The sequence below is a fragment of the Bacteroides sp. 3_1_13 genome, from assembly GCF_001185845.1.
Taxonomy (GTDB): domain Bacteria; phylum Bacteroidota; class Bacteroidia; order Bacteroidales; family Bacteroidaceae; genus Bacteroides; species Bacteroides xylanisolvens.
This window is the reverse complement of the sequence record NZ_KQ236956.1, coordinates 1,085,308-1,110,206: the sequence shown is the minus strand read 5'-3', so window position 1 is coordinate 1,110,206 and position 24,899 is coordinate 1,085,308. Positions and strand designations below refer to the sequence as shown.

Genomic DNA, 24,899 nt, shown 5'->3' with positions numbered 1-24,899 from the left:
TTGATCCTGTTGCTTCTTTAAGCTTGTTCTTGCCTTCAGGAATCCTTGATTACTTTACCCTAGTCAATCATGTTTCTCAGGATACTTGCTTTATTCTTTATTTAGAGGAGAAAGCCACTATTCCTGCTGAGTACTCTGATCTCCATCTTCACTCAAAAGGTTTCCTCCCTGAGATTGAAGTTCAGGACTTCCCTATCCGTGGTAAAGCCGTTTATTTACGTATCAAGCGTCGTCGCTGGGAAGATCCATCCACTGGGCAGACATATAGTCGTGACTGGAGTTTGGTAGCCACCGGTACTCGCATAACCGCTGAGTTCGGTGCTTTTTTAAAAGAATTACTTAGATAATCACGCCGTTAGCTGCCAAAGTGTAGCTGAGCATTACTGTATGGATGGCAAACAGCTTCAAAGCCAATATAAAGACCACCTGAGTGACTTCCAGAATTGGGATCAGAGAGCACATGCCCAAGAGTATATCCTTTATCCAAAGAATATGGGTTATCACCTATGTATTGACGAAACGGCTTTAAGTAAGGGAGATCTTTATACCATCTTAATAAATAGAGATAAGCGAGGTAGGAAAGGTTCTATTATAGCTGTAATTCAGGGCACTAAAACCGATGATATCATTGCGGTACTTACAAAGATGCCACAGGAGCTGCGTAATCAGGTCAAAGAAATTACACTGGATATGGCCGGGAGCATGCAAAAGATTGCCAAAACGTGCTTTCCACGTGCCATGCAGGTGATTGATAGGTTTCATGTACAAAAACTTGTATACGAAGCTGTACAAGAGTTGCGCATTACATATAGATGGCAAGTGATAAAAGAGGAGAATAAAGCTATGAAAGCGGCAAAAGAGAAGGGGGAAGTACATAAAGCAGAAGAACTCGAAAACGGAGATACACTCAGGCAATTATTAGCCAGAAGCAGATATTTATTATTTAAATCACCTGATAAATGGACCAAGAGCCAGAAAATCAGGGCAGAATTACTTTTCAAGCAGTTTGAAGATATTAAGCACGTATATTACTACTCATTGGAGTTGGGAAAGATCTTTTCCACAAACTATGACAAGGATGTAGCAAGAGCAAAGCTGGCACTATGGTATAATAAGATTGAAGAATATGGATACGATACATTCACAACAGTAGCAAACTCTATTGAGAATCATTATGAAAGGATTTTGAACTTCTTTGTGAACAGGAGTACAAATGCAGCAGCGGAAGCATTTAATGCTAAAATCAAAGCATATAGGGCATCATTTAGAGGAGTAGTGGATATGAGCTTCTTCCTTTTTAGGCTAGCAAAGGTATATGTATGAAGGGAATTGACTAAACTTAATCCCCCAAGAATTACAACTGAGCCAAAGCAGAGCTTTCGATAGGCTAAAGCTATGCTTTTCTATGTCTAAAGCGCCGCTTTACAGAACAAAAACAACCTATATCATCTACGCAAGCTTAGAGGATAACGCAAAATATAATCCACCACAACAAACAACAGCTTTTAAGAAGCTCCTTCATCTCTAAATTCCTTATTCATAGGCTATTCAGAAGAAAGATGAAGGAGAGAATAAAAATAAAAAAATCATAGGCTGATTTAAAATAAATATCCCAATGATTGAATTTAATCATTGGGATATTTATTTTAAACACTTCGATGTTTATTATGAACTAGTCAAGAGTCCATCTTTTTTCAGCATTTAATATTTAATTCATTCAAAACCTTACGTATTGCCTCAAATGTAGTAATACGAGTAGGAACCAGCGGCAAACGAAGCTTATTTTCAATCATCCCCATCGCATTTAACATTGATTTTACGCCTGCCGGATTTCCATCGACAAATAACAGGTTAAATAATTCCGTAAATCGATGATGAATAGTCAACGCATTGGCAAAGTCTCCTTGAAGCGCCAAACGTGTCATGCGACTAAATTCACGAGGAAAAGCATTACCAATCACCGAAATCACACCAACAGCACCTAATGTTATGAGAGGAAAGGTAATACCATCATCTCCAGAGATTACATTAAAGTTTTCCGGTTTATTTTTAATAATATCATCCATTTGCGTGATATTGCCGGATGCTTCTTTAATAGCAACTACGTTATTGAAATCACGGGCAATCCGTAACGTAGTTTCAGCAGTCATATTTACTCCCGTACGTCCCGGAACATTATACAATACGATGGGGAGCTCCGTAGCTTCCGCAATCGCTTTATAATGCTGATAAATACCTTCTTGAGAAGGCTTATTATAATACGGCACCACAGACAATATCGCATCAACCCCTGTAAAATCATCGTTTTTCAATGTTTCTACAATAGCGCGAGTATTATTACCACCTACACCCAACAGAATAGGAATTCTTCCGTTGACGCGGTCAATTACCATCTTTTTTATAGTTTTCTTTTCTTCCTCGGTCAGAGTCGGTGTTTCAGCTGTAGTTCCCAGCACACACAAGAAATCCGCATTATTCTGCAATAGATAGTCCACCATACGCATCAACGCGTCATAGTCAACGCTCTCATCCTCTTTGAAAGGAGTAATCAGTGCTACCCCCATTCCTTTCAATTTAGTCTGTATCATGAGTTTTAATTATAATCTCTAATTTATTTAGCCGCAAAAGTACGAATATTTTTCTTATCTTACGATATAAGTTTCAGAAATTCGTCTTCGCTTAATATGGTTATTCCAAGTTTTTTTGCTTTTTCGAGCTTTGCAGGTCCCATATTATCTCCAGCCAGTATAAAACTCGTTTTCGCGGAAATGCTTCCAACATTTTTTCCTCCGTTTTTCTCGATAAGTTCCTTATATTCGTCACGCGAGTGATGGATAAACACACCGCTGATAACAATAGACTGCCCTGCCAACTTATCAGTGTATCCACTCAAATCTTCCTCTGTGCGATAAAGTTGCAATCCAGCCTCCTTTAGCCTGTTAACCAACTCACGATTAGACTCATTAGCAAAATAAGCAAGTATACTTTGAGCTATTTTTTCTCCGATTTCATCGATACTTACCAATTTTTCAAGATCTGCCTGCTGTAAATCATCGATATTCTCAAACGACTTCGCAATCTTTTTAGCCACAGTCTCACCAACAAAGCGGATTCCTAAAGCAAAGATTACACGCTCGAAAGGAACTGTTTTACTTTGCGCAATTCCCGTTACGATATTCTCTGCCGATTTTTCACCCATACGATCCAAACCTTTTATATCATCAACTGTAAGTTTATACAAGTCGGCCGTATTTTCAATTAATCCCAAACGATAGAACATATCCACCGTTTCCGGCCCTAATCCATCAATATTCATAGCCTTTCGACTAATAAAATGCTCTATTTTGCCTTTGATTTGAGGAGGACACGCTGTTTCATTCGGGCAATAATGAGCAGCTTCTCCTTCATATCTGACTAGTTTACTGCCACATTCGGGACAATTAACGATGAACCGAACCTTCTCACCAAGCATAAAACTACGTGCATCTTTATCAACCCCTGTAATCTTAGGAATAATTTCACCGCCTTTTTCTACATAAACCATGTCTCCAATATGCAAATCAAGCCCCTCGATAATATCCGCATTATGCAAGGACGCACGTTTTACAACCGTCCCTGAAAGCTGCACAGGATCCAGATTAGCTACTGGTGTAACAGCTCCGGTTCTTCCTACCTGATAAGTCACCTTATTCAAACGGGTCAACGCACGTTCTGCCTGGAATTTATAAGCAATAGCCCATCGAGGAGATTTAGCCGTAAAGCCCAAATTCTTCTGCTGCCTCAAACTATTCACCTTTAAAACAATCCCATCTGTGGCAACCGGCAGATTTTTACGCTCTACATCCCAATAATTGATAAATTCAAAAACCTCCTCTAATGTCTGGCACTTACGCGTCAAATCAGAGATTTTAAAGCCCCATTTTGCCGCTTCCTGAAGATTTTCATAATGTCCGTCACAAGGCAGGTTATCACCCAGCAAATAATACAAATAAGCATCCAGTTTGCGGGAAGCCACAATAGAAGAATTCTGCAACTTCAATGTACCGGAAGCCGCATTTCTCGGATTGGCAAAAAGCGGCTCTTCACGCGCTTCTTTCTCTCGATTCAACTCTTCAAACACTTCCCATGGCATAAGAATTTCTCCACGTATCTCAAAAGAAGCAGGATAATTATCACCATGCAATACAAGCGGAATAGAACGGATCGTTTTCACATTATCCGTCACATCATCCCCCTTTTCTCCATCCCCACGGGTGACGGCACGAACCAACTTTCCATCTTCATAAGTCAGCGAAATAGAAGTACCGTCATATTTCATTTCACAACAAATCTCGAAATCCTCATTCAATGCCTTACGGACACGATCATAGAAGTCCGTCACTTCCGCTTCCGAATATGTATTTGCCAGTGACAACATAGGATATTTATGAGCCACTTGCGTGAAATTCTTGTTAAAATCGCTACCTACACGCATCGTAGGCGAATTTTCATCTTTATATTCCGGATGTGCCTGTTCCAAATCCTGAAGTTCACGCATCTTGTCGTCAAACTCTTTATCCGAGATTTCAGGAGCATTCAACACATAATAATTATAATTATGCCGGTGAAGTTCGGCACGCAATTCCTCTATTTTTTCCTTTATATCCATATTTCTTCGATTGTTTAAGGCAAAAATACATGTTTATCTTTGAATATTTGTACTTTTGCGAAAAATTAAAAGATTATGCGTATTGATATTATAACAGTTTTACCCGAAATGATTGAAGGATTCTTCAATTGTTCTATCATGAAACGAGCTCAAGATAAAGGACTTGCAGAGATACATATTCACAATCTGCGTGATTATACCGAAGATAAATATCGCCGTGTCGATGATTATCCTTTTGGAGGGTTTGCCGGAATGGTTATGAAAATAGAACCCATTGAGCGTTGCATCAATGCTCTGAAGGCAGAACGCGACTACGATGAAGTTATTTTCACGACCCCTGACGGAGAACAGTTCAACCAGCCGATGGCCAACAGCCTCTCGTTGGCACAGAATCTCATTATTCTTTGCGGACATTTCAAAGGTATCGATTACCGCATCCGCGAACACCTGATTACTAAAGAAATCAGCATCGGAGATTACGTATTAACAGGAGGAGAACTGGCAGCAGCGGTGATGGCGGACGCTATCGTACGTATCATCCCTGGAGTCATTTCTGATGAACAGTCTGCTCTTTCCGATTCTTTCCAGGATAATTTGCTGGCAGCACCTGTATATACACGACCTGCGGATTATAAAGGATGGAAAGTTCCCGATATTCTCTTATCCGGCCATGAAGCAAAAATCAAAGAATGGGAACTGCAACAATCCTTGGAACGTACCAGAAAACTTCGTCCCGACTTATTGGGAGAATAAAATAGAGTGTAAATAAAAACGACGGTGAAGATTATGTAAATCCTCACCGTCGTTTTTATTTTGCCTTCAGTTTAAAGATCTTGCTGATAGCTAATATCTTCAAACACTAATTTATTTTTCATCTGCTGTTTTCAACTCATTTATTCTTCCTTTATTCAAAAGAAAAATAGCATTTTTCTCGCAGACTTAGTGCGAATGGTTATTGTGTGTTTTCAATTACACCTCAAGCGCACCAATAATTTCCTTTACAGACTTACATCCGTGTCTTTCCAAGTAATTATTTATACCATCTTCCACTTTAACAGTAACAGCGGGATCTATGAAATTTGCCGTACCAATCTGGATAGCTGTCGCACCTGCAAGCATGAATTCGACAGCATCTCTCCAGTCCATAATACCCCCTAAACCAATGACAGGAATATTTACCGCCTTAGCAACTTGCCATACCATACGCAATGCGATAGGTTTTACGGCCGCTCCCGACATTCCTCCTGTTATCGTTGATAAAATAGGGCGTTTACGTTCCGCATCAATCGCCATACCCAGCAATGTATTGATTAATGACACGCTATCTGCACCACTTTCTTCTGCCGCGCGAGCTATTTCGGTGATATCCGTAACGTTTGGGGAGAGTTTTACGATAAGTGTCTTTTTGTAAGCAGAACGCACTGCTTTCACTACTTCTGATGCCCCTTTTGCTGACACACCAAAAGCCATACCTCCTTGCTTCACATTGGGGCAAGAGATGTTTAGTTCTATAGCAGGAATTTTGTCAAGTTCATTAATGATTTCAGCCGTTTTCACATAATCTTCGATAGCAGACCCCGAAACGTTTACAATCATATTCGTTTGAATGTCTTTTATACGGGGATATATATGCTCTACGAAGTAGTCAACACCCTTATTTTGCAGTCCTACAGCGTTTAACATCCCAGAAGGAGTCTCTGCCATACGCGGATAAGGATTCCCTTCACGTTTGTGAAGAGTCGTCCCTTTTACAATAATACCACCTATTCGCGTTATATCAATAAAATCAGAGAACTCTTCACCATATCCAAATGTACCGGATGCCGTCATTACCGGGTTCTTCATTTGTAATTCACCAATGTTTACACTCAAATCTGCCATAGTAGTTTATTTATATTAAAAACAGGACCTTCTTTACATACACACAAGTGACCTTCTGTCGTATTTTCCACACAGCACAAGCATGCTCCGATACCACAAGCCATTGTATTTTCCAAAGAAACTTCACATTCTATCTGATTACTTTTGGCATATTTTGCCACAGCCACCATCATTGGTTTAGGACCACAAGTGTAAATCTGCTCAAATCGTATCTTATTTAATATAGAATGTTGAGTTACGTATCCTTTTTCGCCATGGCTACCATCCTCCGTAGTAGTATACACCTCTCCATATTTGGCAAACTCTTCCAGCTGCAACAAATCTTTGTCGCTACGGGCACCTAACAAGAACGTAGGTTTGTGGCCTTTTTTAGCCAATTGTTCACCTAAATACAACATGGGAGCTGTTCCGACACCTCCACCAACTAATAAGAGCTTATCAGAAGCCTCTTGAGGCATTGTGTATGCATTTCCCAGCGGAAGCACCACATTAATTGTATCACCAGAATTAGCCTCTGCCAGACGTCTTGTTCCATCACCAACCAGCTGGATCAGAAACCAGACCTCATTTCGCTGTTTATCTACAAAATTAATAGAAATAGGACGACGCAAGAATGTAGTAGGCGAACCGTCCACCCGGATTTCTGCAAACTGCCCAGGTAACATTTCGGGCAGTAATGACTGAGACGTCAATTTTAGCAATACATAGTTTGCATTCAATCTGATATTCTCGGTCACTGTCAGATCTAAAATAAATTTCTTCATGTATGGATATAAAAGTATAAATTCGTATTCCGGGTGCAAAGATACAGGAAATTGCTCAAACCACCGATTTTACTCTTTATTTTTCAGGCCTAAACGTCTCATAGGTATTATCATCAAAAAATATTCTTATTTCTGTGATTTTCCTGGCAGGCTTTTCTATATACCTAATCTCTTGTTTTACAATCTCTTTAGTGGCATTTTCAGCGTTTCTTAATGGCATTTCCTTGCGATTTTCCGGAATAGCCGGCTCTTTGGACGAATTTATGAGATTCTCGTCAAATAAAGAAGGCAGATAATCGCTATTAGAAGAAGAAAAAGATGTCTCTTCTTCAGATACCATCATTTCACCCTTTCCATAAAGCAACCATTCAAGATTTACATAGTCATACTTTTGATGAACCTTCATAACAACCTCTAAACTGGGTTTATTCCGGCCATTTAAAATATGAGAGAGAGTAGATTGTTGTACTCCGATTGTTTTAGCAAAAACTTTAGGAGGAACTTTTTCTCTCTCCATTATCATTCTGATTCTGTCTTTTATTTCCATACTACCTTCTTTTTAGTACAATTGTATGTGTTATGCACCTGATTCACAAAAATACGTATTACATCATTGATAATACAAAGGTAAATATTTAGATTCACAAAAACAAATCACAAATATAAAAATATCAGTATTACAAAAGTATACTGCATTATACAACTCGAATATTACGTTTGTAATTCAAATAAAAATAGTAAATATAGGCATATATCTTTAATTGAGCAATTGCATATAAAGTACAGACATATAGATACATAATGAAGTAAATTATAAACCAAACGCGGCTATTCACAAATATACATACCACCTAAACGAAGCTTTTATAGTACGAATTGATAAAATAATATATAACACACTGACTCACACGTAAATAAACAGTATAAAATTATTTGTTAATAGCAATATAACCACATTTGTATATGTAATATTAGTATTGTGATTTCATAAATATATCATTGTGAATACCTACTCTTTATCACATTTATATCTTATTCACATCAATACTTTATACATTGGTAACAGATCAAATATACAAAAGTAAATATTGATAGTTGCAAAAGCAATAAAAAGAAGGAATCAACTCATGCTTTACCAATGTATACTGCTATTTTTATCTAATCATCCTTTACAATTTTCTCTAAAAAGCAAATCCTTGCGATATTTCTGTACCAATCTCCAGATATTTATTTTTTTTCGATTCTAGAAGGCTTATTTTTCGCATAAATAAATGATATACAAGAAATTAAGTCCAATAAAGTGAATCTATATTTCTATTAAACTAGAAAAAAGTCATGTTGCAACAATCAAATATAGTCTGAACTATCAAAATGACATTAATGGGCAACTTTAGAAAAAGAGAAAATCTCCATTCTCACTATAAAATGGTAGCATCAAAATCTAAAATGCTTTTTTGATAAAACTCAAGGATCAGTAAACTTTTCTCGTTAAAAAATTCAAGCTTTAGATTTAATGAAAATGTATTTTCTGAAAAGATAGGGCAATATAAAATTAAAAAAAACTGTTTGTGTGATTAGCCAAACAGTAACTCTATAAAACGATGAAATAACTAAATTTATTTGTAAAAATAATCACAGAAAATAGTGAGGAGTCTTTTTGAGATAAGTATAATTGCGGGAATATAAAAAAGACATATACTCCCCATTTCTATCTATGGTAAAAGTATATGTCTGATGATATATGTAATTCTTAATTCGAGTTAATGCAAAATTTTAAACACCAGCTCGCGAAGAATATCTCCATCTGTCATAGAACTGTTTTGGACTCCTTTAGATTTTGCATCAGCATATCGTATTTCTCCAACAATTTGCATCGTCTTTACTCCACTATATTTTCTCATTGCCGCCATATAATCCCGAGCCTGCCATGGAGTTCTTAATCCTAGCATGTTTGCAATTCCTTGCTCTGATTTATCCGGCGCATAATAAGTCAACATCAAGTTGGAGTAAAAGCTAAATAATAGAGACAGCGTCATTTGGATTGGATTTGTTTTCGGATTTTCCTCAAAATATTTTATTATTTTGTTCGCTTTCAATATATCCTTTTCCACTAAAGCACTGCGCAATTCAAAGTTATTATAGTCTTTGCTTATGCCGATATTCTTTTCTATCTGTTCAGGAGTAACACGTTTTTGTCCGGCAGGTAAAGTGATAATCAGCTTTTCAAGTTCTCCGGTCAGACGACTTAAATCCGAGCCTACAAAATCAGCAAGCATAGAAGTTGCCTTCGGTTCCATATCAACCCCTTTTCGTTTCATATATGAAGCGATAAAACCGGGAAGTTGCGCATCTTTGATTTTTTTAGACTCAAACAATACACCCGTTTTTTCCACCTCGGCAGCTAACTTCTTTCTACGATCCAAAGTTCCATGCTTATGGCATATCACTAAGATAGTGGAAAGTAAAGGCTTTTGAAGATAATATGACAACTCCTCCATATTACGCACGGCCTGTGCTTCCTTAACGACTACTACTTGATGTTCTGACATCATGGGATAACGCTTTGCGGCATTTATAATCGTTGCCACATCCACGTCAGCACCATACACAACAGTCAGGTTGAATTCTTTTTCCGTTTCACTCAACACATTATCCGTTATGTAATCTGCAATCAAGTCGATATAATACGACTCTTCTCCCATCAGGTAATAGACAGGGCGATACTGCTTTGCTCTCAATTCCTTGAGGATGTCATCACAGGTCAATTCTTGTTTTGCCATATATATTTTTTCAGAAAGACCGGATTACCAGTCGAATTTCAAGTGTTTAACAGTTTTCTTTTCATCAATAATCATACGCAGAGAAGCAATGCCAATTTCAACATGCTCTTCTACATAATTTCTGGTCACCAAATTATCGCTTTTATCCGTTTTCACTCCATCGGGAGTCATTGGCTGATCGGATACCAATAATAATGCACCGGTAGGAATATGATTGGCAAAGCCACAACTAAACAGAGTTGCAGTTTCCATATCGACTGCCATAGCCCGTGTCTTTGTCAGATATTCTTTGAACGCATCATCATGTTCCCAAATACGACGGTTAGTGGTATATACAGTACCGGTCCAATAGTCGCGGCCTTTGTCACGAATGGATGAAGAAACGGCACGCTGCAACATAAATGCAGGCAACGCAGGAACCTCGGGAGGAAAATAATCATTGGAAGTTCCCTCCCCACGGATAGCCGCAATAGGAAGAATCAAGTCACCAAGCTGGTTTTTCTTGTCGATACCACCACATTTTCCGAGGAATAAACATGCTTTGGGGCGAATAGCACCCAGCAAGTCCATGATGATAGCAGCGTTGGGACTTCCCATACCGAAGTTAATCATTGTGATACCTTCGGCAGAAGCAGAAATCATATTTGCGTCCCTTCCTAAAATAGGAACATTAAACTGATTTGCGAAAATCTCAACGTACTTGTTGAAGTTAGTCAACAGAATATACTCTCCAAAATCCTCCAGGTTACGTTTTGTGTAACGCGGCAGCCAATTAGCTACGATTTCTTCTTTTGTTTTCATAATTATCTATTAAATTTGTGCTCCCAATAATGGGAACCATTATTTAACTTACAAAAATAATAAATGTTATCGTTAAACCTACCAGTATTCGACACTAAAATAAACGTACGAAACGGAAAAAATGTAATTTTCGACGTTATTCGTAAACGATATGTCGCCCTTACCCCTGAAGAATGGGTACGGCAACACTTTGTTCACTTTCTTATTGCACACAAAGGATATCCGACTACCCTTCTTGCCAATGAAGTAATGGTGAAGTTGAACGGTACTACCAAACGATGCGATACAGTACTTTACCGGAGGGATTTATCAGCCCGGATGATTGTAGAATATAAAGCACCACACATTGAAATAACACAGGCCGTTTTCGACCAGATCACCCGGTATAATATGGTACTGAAAGTAGATTACCTGATTGTCAGCAACGGAATGCAACATTATTGCTGCCGTATGGATTATGAACATCAGAGTTATACGTTCCTCCAGGATATTCCTGATTACCATTCTTTATAAAATAATCTGCTGTATTCGCCTTTAAAAAACAGCCTTGCCGACAAGAATAAAATAGCGTCACTATCCTGAGGGGATAGTGACGCTATTTGCCTACTATGGTGACGCTATCCCGAACAGATAGCGTCACTATACCAACTACCCTTTCAGACAGTCTTCAAACAGCTTTTTACTACTGCGTTGCAGCATCTTTCCCACTACCATCATCTGCTTTCTTTTTACTGAACCGCTCTTGCAATTTCTGCATCAATTCGTAAAAATTAGGAATATAAATGGTAGCCAATAAAGTATTCATAGCCATACCAAACACAACAGCGGCCCCCAATGCTATACGACTTTGCGCACCTGCGCCGGTAGCGAACAACAACGGCATCACTCCTAGTACAAAAGCAAAAGATGTCATCAAGATCGGACGCAAGCGGACATGTCCCGCTTCAAAAGCAGCTTCCCGAATCGAATTACCTTCGGCACGGAAATCACGGGCAAATTCCACAATCAAAATACCATTCTTTGCCGAAAGCGCAACAAGCAGAATGATACCGATTTGCGTATAAATACTGACCGGAGTTCCCATAATCAGACAGCCAATCATAGCACCCAATAATGCAACCGGCAATCCGATAACGGCTGCCACCGGGCTGGTCCAACTCTCATACTGTGCAGCAAGTACCAGGAAAGCAACAATTAGAGCCATCACGAGTACAATGGTAGTTGTATTTCCTGCCTGTGTTTCCTGATAAGCCACAGAAGTCCATTCATATCCAAACTCATCTCCCAGCTGTTCCTTAAATAATGCTTCCACTTCCTGTATGGCCTGCCCGGTGCTACTTCCCGGAGCAACATTACAAGTCAGAGAAGCAGTCGAGTACATATTATAACGGTTTATTTGATCCTGTCCTAACTGTTCCTCCACTTTGGTGAAAGAAGAAAAAGGTACCATCTCTCCTGCCGCATTCGGCACACTTAGTTTCAAGACATCATCAATCACGCGCTGTGCCTGATCCCGTGCCTCAATCTTCACTTGATAGATACGGCCGAATTCAACAAAATCATTCACATAAGCCGCTCCCATATAATAGCCCAATGTAGAGAAAACATCATTCAAGGCAATCCCCATAAACTGCACTTTATCACGATCAATATTCAAGAAATACTGCGGAACATTTGCCTGATACTGACTGGACACAGATCCTAAAGCTGGCTTAGAATGATAAGAAGCAAGCAACGCATTGATAGCTTGTTGCATTTCCGTCGGTCCCAGGTTACGCCGGTCTTCCAACTGAAGTTGCAAACCGCCGGAAGCACCCAGTCCCGGAATAGCCGGAGGAACCATCGCAAATACTTCCGCAGCCTGAATAGTCATATACGCTTCACCATTAAAACGGTTGACTACGGCAGCAGCCGTATGCTCCTTCCCTTTCCTTTCATCCCAGTTTTTCAGTACCACAAAATAAGTTGCCGAGTTGCTCTGCTCGCCGCCACCCATTATCGAGAAGCCGGAAATGCCAATATAATTCTTCACTTCCGGATAAGAATCCAGAATTGCATTAACCTTATCTCCCACTGCCTGCGTACGTTCAAGGCTGGCTGCAGGCGGAAGTTGAACAACAGCAATAAAATATCCGTCATCCTCGTCCGGAATGAAAGTAGACGGCCAATGCATAAAGAGCAATACAGCAATAACAGTCAAGGCACCGTAGGAAACAAGAGCCATTCCGGGACGCTGAAGCAACCATTTGACAATCTTGTCATACACTCCTTGCGTCTTGTCGTATGCTTTATTGAAACCTTTGTATATAAAGAAGTTAGAAGGTTTGCTCTTTTCAAGAAACAACGCACAGAGCGCAGGAGTCAACGTCAACGAATTGAAACCGCTCAACACGGTAGAAGCGGCAATGGTCAATGCAAACTGCTTATACAACTGCCCTGAAATTCCACTAATCATCATCGTTGGAATAAACACAGCCAGCAATACAAGCACTACCCCGACAATCGGGCCTGTAATCTCTCCCATCGCTTTCGTTACCGCTTCGCGGGGGGAGTACTGCCCGGTTTCCAGTAACCTCGAAGCATTCTCCACCACCACTATCGCGTCATCCACCACAATGGCAACTGCCAGAATCAGCCCGAACAACGTCAGTGTATTGATAGAGAAACCAAATGCCGCCATCACGGCAAATGTACCAATCAACGATACCGGGATGGTAATACAAGGAATAATCACAGCCCTCCAATTCTGCAAGAACAGGAAAATAACGAGAATCACCAGCAAAGTCGTTTCAAAGAATGTGACCATCACTTCATCAATAGAAGCATGGATCACATCGGTCGTATCCAAAGTGACATTATACGAAACTCCTTTCGGGAAACTTGCCGCCAATTCCTCCATTTTAGCCTTCACTCCTTTGGATACATCCAGCGAATTGGAACCCGGTTGCTGATAAATAGCAATGGCAGCCGTAGGTTTTCCATTCAATCGTGACACTACGCTATATGACGCAGAACCCAAGTCGATGCGTGCAATATCCTTCAGGCGAAGCATCGCTCCGTTCTGTTCGCGGCGGATAATAATATCGCCGAACTGTTCTGGAGATTTCAATCGCCCCTGGACATTCAATGTATACTGAAAAGCATTATTATTATCCTGCCCGATAGGTTGACCGATATATCCGGCAGATACTTCCACATTCTGCGACTGGATGGACTGATAAACCTGTTGCGGTGAAATATTCCGTATACGCATAGCCTCCGGATCGAGCCAGATGCGCATCGAATAGTCCCCCGCTCCCATAACATTCACAGCACCCACTCCGGGCACACGTGTCAGCTGGTCTACTAAATTCAGTTTGGCATAATTAGTCAGATACAGGCTGTTGTATACAGAATCCTGCGAAGTCATTGTCAGGAACATCACAATGTTCGAAGACTGTTTCTGCACAGTGACTCCTTGCACTACTACCGGTTCCGGCAGTGATGATTGCGCGATACTTACCCTGTTTTGTACCTGCACAGTTGCCATATCGATGTCCGTACCGACAGCGAATGTAATGGTCAGAGAATACGCTCCCGAAGAGGAAGAATTGGAAGACATATAAAGCATACCATCTACACCATTCACCTGCTGTTCGATAGGAATACCCACTGTTTGGGCAACAGTTTCAGCATTTGCCCCGGGATAAACGGCAGAGACCTGCACCGTTGGCGGCGTGATCTCCGGAAATTGCGCCACAGGCAATATATTGAGTGTGACCAGACCGGCTACTACAATAAGCAGGGCAAGGACAGTAGCAAATATCGGTCGGTTGATAAAAAACTTAGAAAACATAATATATAGGTTTAAAAGCAGCCTCTCCACAGCCTTCTCCCAAAGAGAAGGAGCAAGAAAGTTACTTTTGTTAATTAATCGGTTTTAAGTACATCACCTTTATTGATTTCATTTGTTAATCAATCAGTTAGCAAAGGACTTTACTTTCCTCTCTTGGGGAGAGAATCAGGGAGAGGCTTTATCTTCATTCCGTCTCTGACTTTCATCAAAGCCTCTGTGACATACTGTTCTTGCGGAGAAAGTCCTCCCACTATCTGCCGTAAAGTGCCGTCGACCAACTGCCCTATTTCAATATGCCGGTAATGAACTATATTCGAATCATTTACAACATATAAATATTTGCCCAACTGATCGGTCCCGATAGAACCTTCCTTCACCAACACCGCATTTTTAGCTTCTCCATAAGGTAAAGTAATGCTTACATACAACCCACTCTTCAATATCCCTTTCGGATTATCAAAATTGGCACGAACCGTCAGCGTTCCTGTATTCAAATCTACATTGGGTGAAAGATAGTCGAGGGCAGCCGGATAAGTTTCAGTTCCCTCCTTTCCCAGTTGAACCATTATTTTCTGCGGAAGATTGGCAGGTAATTGTTGGTTATCCATAGCCATCGTCAACCATTGATTATCAGCTACATTGAAGTAAGCATACATCTGATTATCCTTATAAATAGTAGCCAATGTAACCGGCTGCAACGAGCCGCCTACATAACTTCCTACATCTACCGTCGCCTTACTGATAGTGCCATCAAACGGCGCACGAACATAACAATATCCCAAGTTTGTACGGGCGGTGCTCAAAGCAGCTTCCGCATTGCTGACAGCTGCAACCCCTTCTGCCACAGACGATTCCGCCTGAAGTACCTGTATCTGACTGACAGCATCACTCTTTACAGCCTCTTTCATACGACTATAATTATTACGGGCATATTCCAGTTGAGCCTGGGCGGTTTTCAGCTCTGCTTCTGCCTGCTCCACCTTGTCTTTATATAAGGTAGGTTCAATGATAAACAACAATTGTCCTTGTTTCACCCGTCCGCCGGGGACATACGAGGTAGACTGCAAGGTTCCGTTCACTCGTGCCACAAGATTCACCGTTTTTTCAGTTGTCAGATAGCCCGGGTAATCTTTCGTCAAAGTAATATCCTCCACTATGGGTTTGGTCACGCTAATTTCCGGAGTTGGCATACCTCCCATCGCTCCTGTACTTTTCTTCTCCTTACAACCTGTCAATATAGGCAGTGCAAGAAAGATATACATCAGTTTTTTCATATCTGTTAGGTTATATATTTTTTGATTGATTTTTTTATTCTCTCCAACCGCCTCCCAAAGCCTTGTAGAGGGCTATCAGTTGCAAAAGTGAACTCCCTTGTGCCTGTACCAGCTGATTCTCGTAAGATAACAGAGAACGTTGCGCATCGAGTACGTTTTGGAAAGGCGAGAGTCCCTGCTTGTACAATTCCAGTGAAAGTTTCAATGTCTCAATCCCTTGATTACGCACTTCCCGCAGGGCGACAATCTGTTTGATTGAATTCCGGTAGCCATTCATAGCGTTGTCAGTCTCCTGTACGGCAGTCAAAACCGTCTGGTTAAACTGATTAATCGCTTCATCCAGTTGCGCTTTTGCCAGTCGGGTTGCGTTCACCAACTGTCCTCCGTTGAAAATAGTCCAGCTCAATGACGGAGCGATTTCATAAGTCATACTTTTACTTTTGGTGAGATCCTTCAAATCACGGGCGGCATACCCAAATGATCCTTTCAAGAAAACTTTCGGCAACCAATCCGCTTTCGAGGCTCCGAGCAATGCCGCTTGTGCATTCACGCTCAATTCCGCACCTCGTACATCAGGCCGTCTCAATAACAAATCGACAGGTAGCCCCACTCCGATCGGTTCCATGTAATCGGGCAGTGTTCCGCCGGATTCGAGAACCGGACGAATGTCCTGCGGATACATTCCCAATAAAACGGCCAATGTCGTTATATACTGATTGATACCCGCTTCCAGTTGAGGAATGGAGGCTTTCGTATTATACAACACAGACTTAGCCTGTGCCACATCGAGCTTGGCAACAAGTCCGGTATTATAGCGTACTTCCGTGATTTTCAAAACTTCCTCCTGCGAAGCACTGTTTTTCTTCACCACTTCAAGTTCTTGTTGCAATTCCCTTAGATTGATATAGGCCGAGGCTACCTCCGCAGCCAACGAAACCATAACACCTGTGTACTCTTCCTTACTGGCGGCAAAATTCTCTTTCTGTGCTTTTACCCGCTTGCGGATACTGCCAAAGATATCCAACTCCCAACTCATACTCAACGAAGCATCATAATAATGATCCGTTGTTTGAGGTAGCGAACTGGTATTTCCACTTGTTTCCTGACGAGTCCACCCTGCATTCAGTCCGATGGAAGGAAAGAAATTACTACGTTCTATCCAAAGATTGGCACGAGCGGCGGCTATACGGTTAATTGCCATCGCAACGGAATAATTACGATCTACTGCCAGAGCTATCAAAGAGTCCAGTTTGGCGTCTTGAAATGACTTCCACCAATGGTCATCCACCGGAAGTATCTGTTGAAACACTTCCCCGCTCTCTTCCCAATCGTTAGGGAGCGGAGCTTTCAAATAACGGTTTGCAGTCTGTCCAACCGCAGTTACAGTTGAAAGAAACATAAGGAGCGATGTGCCCCACACTCGTATACTCATATCAGTTCAGGTTTTTATGAAATGAAAAGATAACAACTAAAGGGTAAGTTTGTTTACCGGAGTAAAATTGGAGTAAAACTCCCACGCGACGCAATATTATTTTGAAGTATTCGATTCCCCTTTATACGGGCACTTACTAAAACAAAAAAAGCCCCACATTGCTGCAGGGCTTACTTTATATCTCAAAATAGTAACTTTACTTACTACTTCACTGCTTTCTTTATTCAGCAGTTTTTCTTCTGATAGCTCTTTTGGTAGTAGTTGCCGGAGCTTCTTCCACCTTGTGTTCGATTTGTACACCAGCCAATTCCGGGTCAATCATAATACGTCCGCAGTATTCGCAAACGATTACTTTCTTACGAGAGCGGATATCCAGCTGTCTCTGGGGCGGAATCTTGTTAAAGCAACCACCACATGCGTCACGTTGCACATACACAATACCCAATCCGTTACGAGAGTTCTTGCGGATACGTTTGAAAGACTGCAACAGACGTGGTTCAATCTTAGTTTCCAAGTCTTTAGCTTTGTCTCTCAATTTCTCTTCTTCCTGTTTGGTTTCAGAGATAATTTCATCCAGTTCGCTCTTTTTCTGCTCCAGGTCTTTCATTCTTTCGTTAAGAATCTGATCGTTCTTGGTCACTTCAGCCTCTTTTTCTTCTTTATCAGCAGAATATTCTTTGATTCTCTTTTCGCAAAGTTCGATCTCCAATGTCTGGAATTCGATTTCCTTCGTCAAGAAGTCATATTCACGGTTGTTGCGAACATTGTCTTGTTGTGACTTATATTTTTCTACTGAAGCCTTTGCTGTTTCAATTTCTACTCTCTTGCCGGCAATAGCAGATTTCAGTTCATCCACTTCAGCTTTGATCTTGTCGATACGGGTACTCAAACCGGCAATTTCATCTTCAAGGTCTTGCACTTCCAACGGAAGTTCACCTCTCAATGTCTTGATTTCATCAATCTTAGACAACATCGTTTGCAGTTGGAACAGTGTCTTCAGTTTCTGTTCTACCGTCAACTCATTCGGATCTTTTTTTGCTTCTCTAGCCATTTTACTTATAAATATTTTATGGGATTCGTATTTATTTTACTCAATTGGAGTGCAAAATTAGGAAATAAATCCCGGATTATGGAATAAAAAATTTCTTTTGTATATTGTTCGCTTTCGTAATGACCAATCTCTGCCATCAGAATATCTTCTTCATGACCGAAATAATCATGATATTTAATTTCGCCGGTAATAAAAACATCCGCTCCCGACCGGATTGCCTGTGGAAGCAAAAATGCACCTGCACCGCCGCACAATGCCACCCTCTGTATCTCTCTTCCCTTCAGCTTGTTGTGACGCAAACATCCCACTTCGAATGTCTTTTTGATGCGTTTCAAAAATTCGAGCTCTGTCTCCGATTCATCCAATTCACCGACAATTCCCGATCCCGCCTGCAGCCAGTCGTTCAATAACGGATAAATGTCGAATGCCGGTTCCTCATATGGATGGGCAGCCAATAAAGCCTTGATGGTTTCCGCCTTTTTAAAGGAAGGAAGAATCGTTTCAATCCTCACCTCCTCTTCGTGGTGCAGTTCTCCAATTGTTCCACAGAAAGGATGCGTTCCCTCTTTTGCCCGGAAAGTTCCCTCTCCTTTCAGATTATAACTGCATGAATCATAGTCGCCTATATTTCCGCATCCGGCAGCAAACAGTGCTTCGCGTACCGCGTCAGCTTGTGCGTAAGGGACAAACGTCACCAACTTAACCAAGTTATTCTCTTTCGGCTCAAGCACTTTCAAATTCTTCAATCCGATTTTTTCGGCTATCTTATAATTGACTCCACCTTGTGCATTATCCAGATTGGTATGCGCCGAATAAATCACAATATCATTCTTTATTGCTTTCAATATACAGCGTTCCACATAATCCTTGCCCGTAATGGATTTATACCCTTTAAAAATCAGCGGATGATGAGATATGACGAGATTGTAACCCAACGCGATCGCTTCATCTAACACAGCTTCAGTAACGTCAAGACACAACAAAGCCCCTGTTGCTTCCGCTTCTGTCAATCCGATTTGCAGGCCGGCATTATCAAAGCCGTCTTGCAATGGCAGAGGCGCGAATCGTTCAAGGGCGCTTACTATTTGCTTAATTTTCATTATTTGGTAGAAAATTTGGTTGCAAATATAATAAATAAAAAAGGAATAATCATACTAAACGGTCGTTTTTTAGAGAATTTATCGTTATCCGTTTTCTTGAGACCACCGTAAAAGATATCAAACACCACCCGAAAACTATCAAATAAGACCTAAAAACTATCCGATGATAGAAATTCCCCTAAATTCCGTCGGATTCTCCCCCAGCGGGATCGACAAAATACCTTAAACTTGCAACATCAAAATTTTAACAACGAATACTCACATTTTAAAAACAACACATATGAAAAGTTTAAGCTTCAGAAAAGACTTGGTAGGCGTTCAGGAAGAACTACTACGTTTCGCATACAAACTGACAACAGACCGCGAAGAAGCAAACGATTTGCTGCAGGAAACCTCATTAAAAGCATTAGATAACGAAGAAAAATATACACCTGATACAAATTTCAAAGGATGGATGTATACCATCATGCGCAACATCTTTATCAATAACTATCGCAAGGTAGTTCGTGACCAGACATTTATTGACCATACGGACAATCTCTACCATCTTAATTTACCGCAAGATGCAGGGTTTGAAAGTACGGAAAAGACATACGACCTGAAAGAGATGCACCGCGTAGTCAATGCTCTTCCGAAAGAATACAGAGTTCCGTTCGCCATGCACGTTTCCGGATTCAAATACCGCGAAATTGCAGAAAAACTGAATCTTCCGTTGGGCACTGTAAAGAGCCGTATCTTCTTCACGCGCCAGAAATTACAGGAAGAACTGAAAGACTTCCGCTAAACCCTAACTATATCTACATCAGTTTCAGATTAAACAATTGATTTCATTTTTCAGTTTTATCAATAGGCAAAAGGCAAAGAGAGTGTATATTCTTTTTGCCTTTTGCCTGTTTTCATCGGACAAATATGGATAAAAATCAGTGCCGGAATAAAAACTAATTATAAAATTCTGCGTAAAACTTCCGTTATTTATTGAAAATCTGTATTTTTACTTCCACTAAATAATAAATACGATGAAAACAATTCTGACTCTACTGTTGCTGATAGTTGTGACGACCTCCTGTCAACTCAAAAAGAGTGATAATACGGAAACGGCTGTAACCGAGTCTACAGAAATTGACAATGCCGAAGATTGCACGGCAGATACGGTCAAAGCTACTGCTATCTTCTGGATTGATAAAGCAGAAACCAAACACTGCAAAGAGTACGGCTTTCGTACCATCAAAGCCCATGTTCTCATTCGTGAAGATGGAAAGGTCGATTTGATGTCATTCGTCAAAAAACAATCCCCGGCTGTAGAGACGTACATACGCCATCATCTTTCCAAATTTAAAGTGTCGGAAAAGATGTTTGAAAGCGGATATGTGCAACCCGGAGAACAATTCGTGCAACTTCGCTGCTTATGGGGAATGTTGAAAGGCAAGTAATCAATGTGCTCACAACCGGAGCTAAAAGCAAAGATAACCCGTTGTCTTAGCGTCTAGTTTTTGCTTTTCATCTGTACCTTGTTTTTCAGCGCATACCGTTCGTCTACCACCCTGTCGGTAGGAAAGAAAGTAAAAATAAGCCGCCACTCTCCTTCTTTATAGATAAATTTACGCCCGCTGGCTCCACGAAGAATTGCTTTGTGCTTTTCCCACAGGAACGATTCGATGTGTTCCGGCATTTCAGTACCGGATGCCGAAAACTCCACTGTTATAAAAAAATGCGGAATAGAAGTTTCAGCCACTTTACGGAATATCTGATCGGTAACTGTCATTTTCTGGGTTCTTTGGTTACCTCTAATAATTTCCCGTATGCGTCAAAAGATCGGCGTGAAGCCAATGAAATAGTTATCATCAGCGACAGCATAGATGCCGTAAAAGTAATCACCATAATCATCATCTGATACTTGATGGCAACATTCGGACTGCTTCCTCCCAAGATTTGTCCGATCATTGTGCCGGGAAGAGCAACCAATCCCATCACGGAAATGTTCGCAATCAGCGGACTGAAGGATTTAATAATGGCCTGTCGGATAAATGGAGCCTGTGCTTCCTGCCTTGTTGCTCCGTTCCCTAATAAATAACGATACAACTGTTGCTCACGTTTCAATCCGCTATAATACGTATTCAAAGCTATCACATTGCTCGAAAGCATATTACCCATCAGGATACCGAATATCGGAATAAAGTATTGGGCGCTAAATATATTGTCCAATTGAAGAACAACACCGATAAAGTACAAGCCTACCAGTACAACACTACAAAGAAATCCTACCGTAATAGGGATTAATAAGATACGATGTTTCAACTGGGTACGCACCAGTGCTGTCTGTCCGGCTACGAATATCATAATTATCACCCAAAGGAAGTTAATCCAGGGATTGTTCCATAAAAAGAGATATTTCAGATACATGCCGATAAAGAACAGTTGGATAATCATCCGTACTGTACCAATCAGGGCAGGTTTCAGTAGTCCCGTTTTAAACTTCCAAAGATAAAAGAACGGGATGGCAAGCAGAAGCAAGCCTATAAAAAGATTATAATATGATATATCAATCGTTCCCACAGTGTATTCTTAACAATTCTATCCGATTCGTATTAGAGTTCTCTCCAATCGTTACAACTCTATTAAATAATGACAACCCGAAGCAAAATCCTTATCATGCGATACGGCCAGCACTGCTGTTCCCCTTTCCGCCTGTCGCCGGAAGAAAGACAAGACCCTACCGGTCGAATCGGCATCCAAAGCAGAAGTAGGTTCGTCTATAATAATCAGAGGTTTATTGAGCATAGCGGCTACGGCGAGCATGATGCGTTGACGCTGACCGCCCGACACTTCATTCACTCTCTTGGTATATAATTCATGTTCCAGTCCCAATTCATCAAAACAGGCAAAAAGCCTTTCTTCCGAAAAAGGGACAGAACGGTTCACTTTCAGTCCGAACGGGAGAGCTACCATCTCTTTCACCCATTCGAAAGGCAATGCCAATTCCTGGGGAATCCATGCAATCTGCCGCCTGACTGTATCAATAGTCGATTTATCCAGTACCATTCCTCCTATCCTGATTATCCCTTCTTTCAACGGAACAAAACCCATTATCGCATTCAGTAACGAAGTCTTTCCACAACCAGATTGTCCTACAATACAGGCAGTTTCTCCCCTTTCCAATTTCATATTAAAACCGGAAACAAGAACCTCTGTCCCAAAAGCAATACAAATGTTCTCAATATGTAGCATTTAATCGTACCTTTTGAAAATTTCACCAAAAGTATAAAAAAACAAGGGCATACGTATCAAAATCCCTTTGTTTTCTTAGAAATTTTCTTAGAACGACATGTTTTGTCGTCACGTGACATTATCTTTGCTCTTGATAATTAAAATTAATACCAAATATGGGCAAGAAACGGGAAGGAATGCAACGAATGCTGGTCATTATCAATAAATTAAAAGGACCGCAACAGTATGTGCCACGTAAAGAATTGGAGAACTACGTGACACATCGCATGGAAGAACGAGATGGAACACCTGTAGACATAAGAACTTTGCAGCGAGACTTCAAAGATATAGAAGATCTATTTGGTATCCGCATCTGTTTTGATAAGAAACAAAACGGTTATTATATCAATGAGGAAGACGATTTGAAAAAGGAGCAGTACGAACGGCTTCTGCTAAACTTCGACCTATTGAATGCTTTGGACAAAACTTCCAACCTACACACCTATGTTCTTGCCGAACATCATCGACCAAACGACAGTGAATGTCTTCCGGCATTGATAAAAGCCATTAAATTCTTTCACCCGGTAGAATTCAGTTATATTTATGTACGTGAAGGAGACAAAGTACGCAAAAAGAAAGTCTTACCTTATTATCTGAAAGAAGACCAGCAAAGATGGTATCTCCTCGCCTATGACAACAACATATTAAAAACTTTCAATATAGACTGTATCCGCAATCTCCAAATCCTTTATGAGGAAACCTTCAAAAGGAATATGAATATTGATGCAAACAACTTATTTAAAGACAGCTACGGCATCTGGAATCAGACAGATATTCCAGTAGAAAATATTGAACTAAGCTATAGTGCATTAGATGGCAGTTTCTTGAAATCGATTCCTTTGCATCATTCACAAGAAATCATTATGGACAATGAGATGGAATTTCGAATCAGATTACGCCTTCGTATTACTAATGATTTTGTAATGGCATTGCTCTCACGTAGTAGTTCACTTACAGTAATTGAGCCGTTACATCTTCGGGAACGGATACGGAAAATTTATGAGGAAGCAATAAAAAGACATTTATAACATAACGTTTAACATTAAAACTATGAATCTATTTAAAGCATTATTTGGTAGCAGTTTTTTTCAGCAAGAAATGAAACGTAATCAACAGTATCGCGACAACTACGCCTGCTGCGATGATATTGACGTAAACATTGATTTTGCAGAAGAGATTGAAGATGAAATACAGAATGAAAAACTGTTTTTGTCTGACTATATACCTGAATCTTATTTATATGACGATGAGAATGGAGAAATGGATGATGAGATAGATTTGATAGAATAAGAAACGAAGACTATACTTAAACCTAAAAAAAACAATACCCTAGAGTGTTATATTGCAAAATATATCTATATTTGCACTGTCATCATAAGCAATTACATGACATTACATTTTATTAGATGAAAGTGTTTTGCTTTTATCCTTATTCGGGAAATCTGGTAAATTTCAAAAGGAACAGGGATAACAATAACACTCATCACTTGTATTTTCGTATGTGTTCCTATGCGCATATCTATACAAGTGTGGGGTATTGTTTATTTGTTCCTTAGGTTTACCAGAACCTCCCGATAGATAAACAGACGACTCCACACTTTCTTTTTTATGTATAACCTCATTTTAGGGAGTCGAAATGATATTATAAATAGGATGTTTATGGAAAAAATTTCGGCAATTCCCAAACCTGAAATTGGAGTTAGAATTCTTCTTTCTCGAAAAATTGGTGTAAAAAAACATGATGAAGACTTTTTAATTCTAACAGTGCTATTCTGTTTATTCATGTTATGTTGGATATTTGCGTTTTTAAATTTTATAGGAATAGATGTTTAATAATATAAACTTTGATTATATGGAAAACAATAATGAAATAAAAAAGATTGATTCTTCAATGGTTGAATGTCCCTTTTGTAAGAATGTGATAGAAGCTCCTTCTAAACCGGACGTTATATTCAAATGTCCCAAATGTTATAAGGAGCTTATTACTTATGATAAAAGTAATGAGCCTACACTAAATTATTCACAAAATTCCACAACTCTCAATTGTAAAAATATGTCCTTAATTTATT

General features: G+C 40.1%; 24 protein-coding genes. 9 read left to right on the top strand and 15 right to left on the bottom strand.

Annotation, left to right across the window (positions count from 1 at the left end):
• Both HMPREF9009_RS17200 and HMPREF9009_RS17195 read left to right on the top strand, forming a co-directional pair.
• Nucleotides 1-347 (top strand): ISAon1 family transposase N-terminal region protein (locus HMPREF9009_RS17200; protein WP_032851717.1); only part of this gene is annotated, 347 nt, incomplete at its 5' end.
• Between the two features lie 40 nt (nucleotides 348-387).
• Nucleotides 388-1,323, top strand: a complete 936-nt coding sequence (locus HMPREF9009_RS17195; RefSeq protein ID WP_049702826.1) for an ISAon1 family transposase — start codon at nucleotides 388-390, stop codon at nucleotides 1,321-1,323.
• Nucleotides 1,324-1,694: 371 nt separating this feature from the next.
• Here HMPREF9009_RS17195 and dapA read toward each other — a convergent pair whose 3' ends face one another.
• Together dapA and ligA are read right to left on the bottom strand one after the other, a co-directional pair.
• Nucleotides 1,695-2,588, bottom strand: a complete 894-nt coding sequence (dapA, locus tag HMPREF9009_RS17190; protein ID WP_004312921.1) for a 4-hydroxy-tetrahydrodipicolinate synthase — start codon at nucleotides 2,586-2,588, stop codon at nucleotides 1,695-1,697.
• 59 nt (nucleotides 2,589-2,647) lie between these two features.
• Nucleotides 2,648-4,648: an NAD-dependent DNA ligase LigA gene (ligA, locus tag HMPREF9009_RS17185; protein WP_049702825.1), complete on the bottom strand. Its 2,001-nt coding sequence runs from the start codon at nucleotides 4,646-4,648 to the stop codon at nucleotides 2,648-2,650.
• 75 nt (nucleotides 4,649-4,723) lie between these two features.
• Between ligA and trmD the strand changes: the two genes are divergently transcribed.
• Nucleotides 4,724-5,401 carry a tRNA (guanosine(37)-N1)-methyltransferase TrmD gene (gene trmD, locus HMPREF9009_RS17180; RefSeq protein WP_004312919.1) on the top strand — a complete coding sequence of 226 codons (678 nt, stop codon included), beginning with the start codon at nucleotides 4,724-4,726 and terminating at the stop codon, nucleotides 5,399-5,401.
• A 216-nt stretch (nucleotides 5,402-5,617) separates the two neighbouring features.
• On the opposite strand, the gene HMPREF9009_RS17175 is transcribed toward trmD, so the two are convergent.
• The 5 genes from HMPREF9009_RS17175 to HMPREF9009_RS17155 all read right to left on the bottom strand — a co-directional run bounded on the left by HMPREF9009_RS17175 (nucleotide 5,618) and on the right by HMPREF9009_RS17155 (nucleotide 10,874).
• A complete protein-coding gene (locus tag HMPREF9009_RS17175) occupies nucleotides 5,618-6,529 on the bottom strand; it encodes a dihydroorotate dehydrogenase (RefSeq protein WP_049702824.1) in 912 nt (303 codons plus the stop codon).
• Nucleotides 6,517-7,293, bottom strand: coding sequence for a dihydroorotate dehydrogenase electron transfer subunit (locus HMPREF9009_RS17170; RefSeq protein WP_049702823.1), 777 nt, complete (start codon nucleotides 7,291-7,293; stop codon nucleotides 6,517-6,519). The genes HMPREF9009_RS17175 and HMPREF9009_RS17170 overlap by 13 nt, the downstream gene beginning before the upstream one ends.
• Before the next feature lie 76 nt (nucleotides 7,294-7,369).
• Nucleotides 7,370-7,840, bottom strand: a complete 471-nt coding sequence (locus tag HMPREF9009_RS17165; RefSeq protein ID WP_049702822.1) for a helix-turn-helix domain-containing protein — start codon at nucleotides 7,838-7,840, stop codon at nucleotides 7,370-7,372.
• A gap of 1,213 nt (nucleotides 7,841-9,053) precedes the next feature.
• Nucleotides 9,054-10,073, bottom strand: a complete 1,020-nt coding sequence (holA, locus tag HMPREF9009_RS17160; protein ID WP_004312915.1) for a DNA polymerase III subunit delta — start codon at nucleotides 10,071-10,073, stop codon at nucleotides 9,054-9,056.
• 24 nt (nucleotides 10,074-10,097) lie between these two features.
• Nucleotides 10,098-10,874 (bottom strand): AMP nucleosidase, encoded by a 777-nt coding sequence (locus HMPREF9009_RS17155; protein WP_004312914.1) that lies wholly within the window; start codon nucleotides 10,872-10,874, stop codon nucleotides 10,098-10,100.
• A 63-nt stretch (nucleotides 10,875-10,937) separates the two neighbouring features.
• Here HMPREF9009_RS17155 and HMPREF9009_RS17150 point away from each other — a divergent pair, with 63 nt between their 5' ends.
• Complete coding sequence (locus HMPREF9009_RS17150) at nucleotides 10,938-11,387, top strand: type I restriction enzyme HsdR N-terminal domain-containing protein (protein ID WP_008022371.1); 450 nt, start codon at nucleotides 10,938-10,940, stop codon at nucleotides 11,385-11,387.
• 169 nt (nucleotides 11,388-11,556) lie between these two features.
• Here HMPREF9009_RS17150 and HMPREF9009_RS17145 read toward each other — a convergent pair whose 3' ends face one another.
• The 5 genes from HMPREF9009_RS17145 to HMPREF9009_RS17125 form a co-directional block, all read right to left on the bottom strand.
• Nucleotides 11,557-14,709, bottom strand: coding sequence for an efflux RND transporter permease subunit (locus tag HMPREF9009_RS17145; protein ID WP_049702821.1), 3,153 nt, complete (start codon nucleotides 14,707-14,709; stop codon nucleotides 11,557-11,559).
• A 140-nt stretch (nucleotides 14,710-14,849) separates the two neighbouring features.
• Complete coding sequence (locus tag HMPREF9009_RS17140) at nucleotides 14,850-15,983, bottom strand: efflux RND transporter periplasmic adaptor subunit (RefSeq protein ID WP_049702820.1); 1,134 nt, start codon at nucleotides 15,981-15,983, stop codon at nucleotides 14,850-14,852.
• A 34-nt stretch (nucleotides 15,984-16,017) separates the two neighbouring features.
• Nucleotides 16,018-17,415 (bottom strand): efflux transporter outer membrane subunit, encoded by a 1,398-nt coding sequence (locus tag HMPREF9009_RS17135; protein WP_049702819.1) that lies wholly within the window; start codon nucleotides 17,413-17,415, stop codon nucleotides 16,018-16,020.
• Nucleotides 17,416-17,635: 220 nt separating this feature from the next.
• A complete protein-coding gene (locus HMPREF9009_RS17130; protein ID WP_004312909.1) occupies nucleotides 17,636-18,466 on the bottom strand; it encodes a zinc ribbon domain-containing protein in 831 nt (276 codons plus the stop codon).
• A 5-nt stretch (nucleotides 18,467-18,471) separates the two neighbouring features.
• On the bottom strand, nucleotides 18,472-19,566 hold the full coding sequence (locus HMPREF9009_RS17125; RefSeq protein ID WP_049702818.1) for a Nif3-like dinuclear metal center hexameric protein: 1,095 nt from the start codon (nucleotides 19,564-19,566) through the stop codon (nucleotides 18,472-18,474).
• 280 nt (nucleotides 19,567-19,846) lie between these two features.
• On the opposite strand from HMPREF9009_RS17125, the gene HMPREF9009_RS17120 reads away from it, so the two are divergent.
• Entirely contained in the window at nucleotides 19,847-20,350 is a 504-nt protein-coding gene (locus HMPREF9009_RS17120) for an RNA polymerase sigma factor (protein WP_004312907.1), read from the top strand.
• Between the two features lie 232 nt (nucleotides 20,351-20,582).
• Nucleotides 20,583-20,996: a DUF4891 domain-containing protein gene (locus HMPREF9009_RS17115; RefSeq protein WP_049702817.1), complete on the top strand. Its 414-nt coding sequence runs from the start codon at nucleotides 20,583-20,585 to the stop codon at nucleotides 20,994-20,996.
• 53 nt (nucleotides 20,997-21,049) lie between these two features.
• Here the strand turns inward: HMPREF9009_RS17115 and HMPREF9009_RS17110 are convergent, their stop codons facing one another.
• The 3 genes from HMPREF9009_RS17110 to HMPREF9009_RS17100 are packed head-to-tail and all read right to left on the bottom strand — an operon-like array spanning nucleotide 21,050 to nucleotide 22,791.
• The gene (locus HMPREF9009_RS17110; RefSeq protein ID WP_049702816.1) at nucleotides 21,050-21,328 is read right to left on the bottom strand and encodes a hypothetical protein; all 279 of its coding nucleotides are present in this window, start codon (nucleotides 21,326-21,328) and stop codon (nucleotides 21,050-21,052) included.
• Nucleotides 21,325-22,119: an ABC transporter permease gene (locus HMPREF9009_RS17105; RefSeq protein WP_009041047.1), complete on the bottom strand. Its 795-nt coding sequence runs from the start codon at nucleotides 22,117-22,119 to the stop codon at nucleotides 21,325-21,327. The genes HMPREF9009_RS17110 and HMPREF9009_RS17105 overlap by 4 nt, the downstream gene beginning before the upstream one ends.
• Before the next feature lie 51 nt (nucleotides 22,120-22,170).
• Entirely contained in the window at nucleotides 22,171-22,791 is a 621-nt protein-coding gene (locus tag HMPREF9009_RS17100) for an ABC transporter ATP-binding protein (RefSeq protein ID WP_004312876.1), read from the bottom strand.
• Between the two features lie 155 nt (nucleotides 22,792-22,946).
• On the opposite strand from HMPREF9009_RS17100, the gene HMPREF9009_RS17095 reads away from it, so the two are divergent.
• The 3 genes from HMPREF9009_RS17095 (at nucleotide 22,947) to HMPREF9009_RS26020 (ending at nucleotide 24,663) form a co-directional block, all read left to right on the top strand.
• Complete coding sequence (locus HMPREF9009_RS17095; RefSeq protein ID WP_008022385.1) at nucleotides 22,947-23,858, top strand: helix-turn-helix transcriptional regulator; 912 nt, start codon at nucleotides 22,947-22,949, stop codon at nucleotides 23,856-23,858.
• A gap of 22 nt (nucleotides 23,859-23,880) precedes the next feature.
• Nucleotides 23,881-24,120 (top strand): hypothetical protein, encoded by a 240-nt coding sequence (locus HMPREF9009_RS17090; protein WP_008022386.1) that lies wholly within the window; start codon nucleotides 23,881-23,883, stop codon nucleotides 24,118-24,120.
• A gap of 369 nt (nucleotides 24,121-24,489) precedes the next feature.
• Nucleotides 24,490-24,663, top strand: coding sequence for a hypothetical protein (locus tag HMPREF9009_RS26020; protein WP_008022387.1), 174 nt, complete (start codon nucleotides 24,490-24,492; stop codon nucleotides 24,661-24,663).
• Nucleotides 24,664-24,899: the final 236 nt, after the last annotated feature.

Excerpts from the sequence above, each read along its gene's own strand:
- HMPREF9009_RS17195 (WP_049702826.1), top strand. The coding sequence starts at position 388 with ATGGATGGCAAACAGCTTCAAAGCCAATATAAAGACCACCTGAGTGAC.
- dapA (WP_004312921.1), bottom strand. The coding sequence starts at position 2,588 with ATGATACAGACTAAATTGAAAGGAATGGGGGTAGCACTGATTACTCCT.
- ligA (WP_049702825.1), bottom strand. The coding sequence starts at position 4,648 with ATGGATATAAAGGAAAAAATAGAGGAATTGCGTGCCGAACTTCACCGG.
- trmD (WP_004312919.1), top strand. The coding sequence starts at position 4,724 with ATGCGTATTGATATTATAACAGTTTTACCCGAAATGATTGAAGGATTC.
- HMPREF9009_RS17175 (WP_049702824.1), bottom strand. The coding sequence starts at position 6,529 with ATGGCAGATTTGAGTGTAAACATTGGTGAATTACAAATGAAGAACCCG.
- HMPREF9009_RS17170 (WP_049702823.1), bottom strand. The coding sequence starts at position 7,293 with ATGAAGAAATTTATTTTAGATCTGACAGTGACCGAGAATATCAGATTG.
- HMPREF9009_RS17165 (WP_049702822.1), bottom strand. The coding sequence starts at position 7,840 with ATGGAAATAAAAGACAGAATCAGAATGATAATGGAGAGAGAAAAAGTT.
- holA (WP_004312915.1), bottom strand. The coding sequence starts at position 10,073 with ATGGCAAAACAAGAATTGACCTGTGATGACATCCTCAAGGAATTGAGA.
- HMPREF9009_RS17155 (WP_004312914.1), bottom strand. The coding sequence starts at position 10,874 with ATGAAAACAAAAGAAGAAATCGTAGCTAATTGGCTGCCGCGTTACACA.
- HMPREF9009_RS17150 (WP_008022371.1), top strand. The coding sequence starts at position 10,938 with ATGTTATCGTTAAACCTACCAGTATTCGACACTAAAATAAACGTACGA.
- HMPREF9009_RS17145 (WP_049702821.1), bottom strand. The coding sequence starts at position 14,709 with ATGTTTTCTAAGTTTTTTATCAACCGACCGATATTTGCTACTGTCCTT.
- HMPREF9009_RS17140 (WP_049702820.1), bottom strand. The coding sequence starts at position 15,983 with ATGAAAAAACTGATGTATATCTTTCTTGCACTGCCTATATTGACAGGT.
- HMPREF9009_RS17135 (WP_049702819.1), bottom strand. The coding sequence starts at position 17,415 with ATGAGTATACGAGTGTGGGGCACATCGCTCCTTATGTTTCTTTCAACT.
- HMPREF9009_RS17130 (WP_004312909.1), bottom strand. The coding sequence starts at position 18,466 with ATGGCTAGAGAAGCAAAAAAAGATCCGAATGAGTTGACGGTAGAACAG.
- HMPREF9009_RS17125 (WP_049702818.1), bottom strand. The coding sequence starts at position 19,566 with ATGAAAATTAAGCAAATAGTAAGCGCCCTTGAACGATTCGCGCCTCTG.
- HMPREF9009_RS17120 (WP_004312907.1), top strand. The coding sequence starts at position 19,847 with ATGAAAAGTTTAAGCTTCAGAAAAGACTTGGTAGGCGTTCAGGAAGAA.
- HMPREF9009_RS17115 (WP_049702817.1), top strand. The coding sequence starts at position 20,583 with ATGAAAACAATTCTGACTCTACTGTTGCTGATAGTTGTGACGACCTCC.
- HMPREF9009_RS17110 (WP_049702816.1), bottom strand. The coding sequence starts at position 21,328 with ATGACAGTTACCGATCAGATATTCCGTAAAGTGGCTGAAACTTCTATT.
- HMPREF9009_RS17100 (WP_004312876.1), bottom strand. The coding sequence starts at position 22,791 with ATGCTACATATTGAGAACATTTGTATTGCTTTTGGGACAGAGGTTCTT.
- HMPREF9009_RS17095 (WP_008022385.1), top strand. The coding sequence starts at position 22,947 with ATGGGCAAGAAACGGGAAGGAATGCAACGAATGCTGGTCATTATCAAT.
- HMPREF9009_RS17090 (WP_008022386.1), top strand. The coding sequence starts at position 23,881 with ATGAATCTATTTAAAGCATTATTTGGTAGCAGTTTTTTTCAGCAAGAA.
- HMPREF9009_RS26020 (WP_008022387.1), top strand. The coding sequence starts at position 24,490 with ATGGAAAAAATTTCGGCAATTCCCAAACCTGAAATTGGAGTTAGAATT.